The following is a 1,748-nucleotide window of genomic DNA, read 5'->3' as shown; positions in this document are numbered from 1 at the left end:
AAACTTGCTGGGCGTGGTTGATCGTAACGACCCGTTTTGCAATATGGTCGCTCGCAAGGTTATCGAGGTCGGCGCGACAGGCATCAGCGAGCCGTGAGAGATCGCGGAAATGGCTGTGGTCCGGATTGGCCTACGGTAAGGCCGCCTCAGTTGGCGGCCTCTTCATTCCGAATTATCACCCGTTGGCAGATACTATTGCAAAAGTCGACAGTTTCGCAGATATGGCGCGTTACTCTGGCGCGTGCCTTGATAGCATTCGCGCGTGCTGAACGGGCGACGCTGCCACCGCGACTTGGGGCCGCGTTCTCTGCGCGTTGAACCTGAAATGTTCAGGCGCACTTTTGCTCTAATTGCCGCGCCAAATGCCTCTGCGTTCTGTCTGGGTAACGTTGGTTGTGGAGTGAAGGACAACGTTTATTGTGGGCCATCGCAAGGCCGTACGGAAAGATTGCTAACCCAGATCACCCTGGGCCCAGCTCGGCAGCCGCGTATCGGCGGGGAGGGCGCGTGCATCTACCGAAAGCGAAATCGCGAGACGAAACCGGCCGAAGAGTCCGATTCTATGTGGCTCTTGGCTTGGTAACGGCAGCGACGCTGATGCTGCAGATTATTGAGACCAGAATCATTTCTGTTGTCTCATGGTACCACTTGGCCTTCTTTGTCATCAGCATTGCCATGTTTGGCCTGACCGCCGGCGCGGTTTTTGTCTATTTGCGCAGGGAGAGGTTCAGACCGGCGCAACTGTCCTACGACCTGGCCGTGGCGGCGCTGGCCTTCGCATTAACGACCGATCTTGCCATGCTCGTGCAATTGACGTTGGTAACAGGTGCTTCGCCATCCCTCACCTCCCTGGTCGCTTGGACAGAATTCGCGCTCTGTCTTGCCCTTCCATTCTTCTTTTCGGGCGTTGTCGTGAGCCTGGCCCTAACGCGCAGTCCCTATGCAATCGGAAATGTCTACGGAGCGGATCTGATCGGTGCGGCCGCTGGGTCCATCGGTGTCCTCATGCTCCTAAATTTGATGAGCGGGCCATCAGCGGTGTTGTGGATCGGTGCGCTCATCGGGCTCGCCGCACTCGGCTTCGCCGGCTCCGGACTCGGCACCCTGCCCGAACCCGCGTCGCTCGGGTCAAAGCTCTTTCGCTACCGCCGAAGCATTTTCATAGGCTGCCTACTCTTTGCGATTGCGAACACGCTCACGACCTATGGCGTTCGACCGCTGATCATCAAGGATCACGTGGAAACGCCGGCCGACCTTGCGTTCGATCGCTGGAATTCGTTTTCCCGCATCACCGTCAGTCGGAGCGAAACCGTCCCGCCGGCGATGTTCGGCGCCTCGGCTCGCTTGCCGCACTCGACCATCGAGCAGCGCGCGCTGAATATCGACGGCGGCGCCGGCACCGCCCTATACCGCTTCGATGGGGTCCTCGCGAACCTGGAGTTCCTGCGCTATGACGTGACCAACCTTGCCTATGCCATCCCGGGCCTGAAAACGGGTGCCGTGATCGGCGTGGGCGGCGGTCGGGACGTCCTGTCGCAACGCCTCTTCGGCCTGAGGGACGTGACGGGCGTCGAGATCAATCCGATCATCATCGACGTCCTGGAGCGCCACTTTTCCGGCTATTCGGCTGTTGCCGCATTGGATGGGGTGAAGTTCGAGGTCGACGAGGCGCGCAGCTGGTTTGCCCGCACACCGCGCTCCTTCGATGTCATCCAGATGAGCCTGATCGATACCTGGGCGGCGACAGG

At 59.7% G+C, this 1,748-nt stretch carries 1 protein-coding gene; it reads left to right on the top strand.

Annotated features, from left to right (window positions below; translation table 11 throughout):
* Window positions 1-597 precede the first annotated feature (597 nt).
* The coding region (locus AC5ZGW_RS46145) for a spermidine synthase family protein (RefSeq protein WP_496114162.1) at window positions 598-1,748 on the top strand (1,151 nt) is incomplete at its 3' end.

The sequence above is a fragment of the Bradyrhizobium sp. Crot121 genome (assembly GCF_059512385.1).
This window is presented reverse-complemented; position numbering and strand designations above follow the sequence as displayed.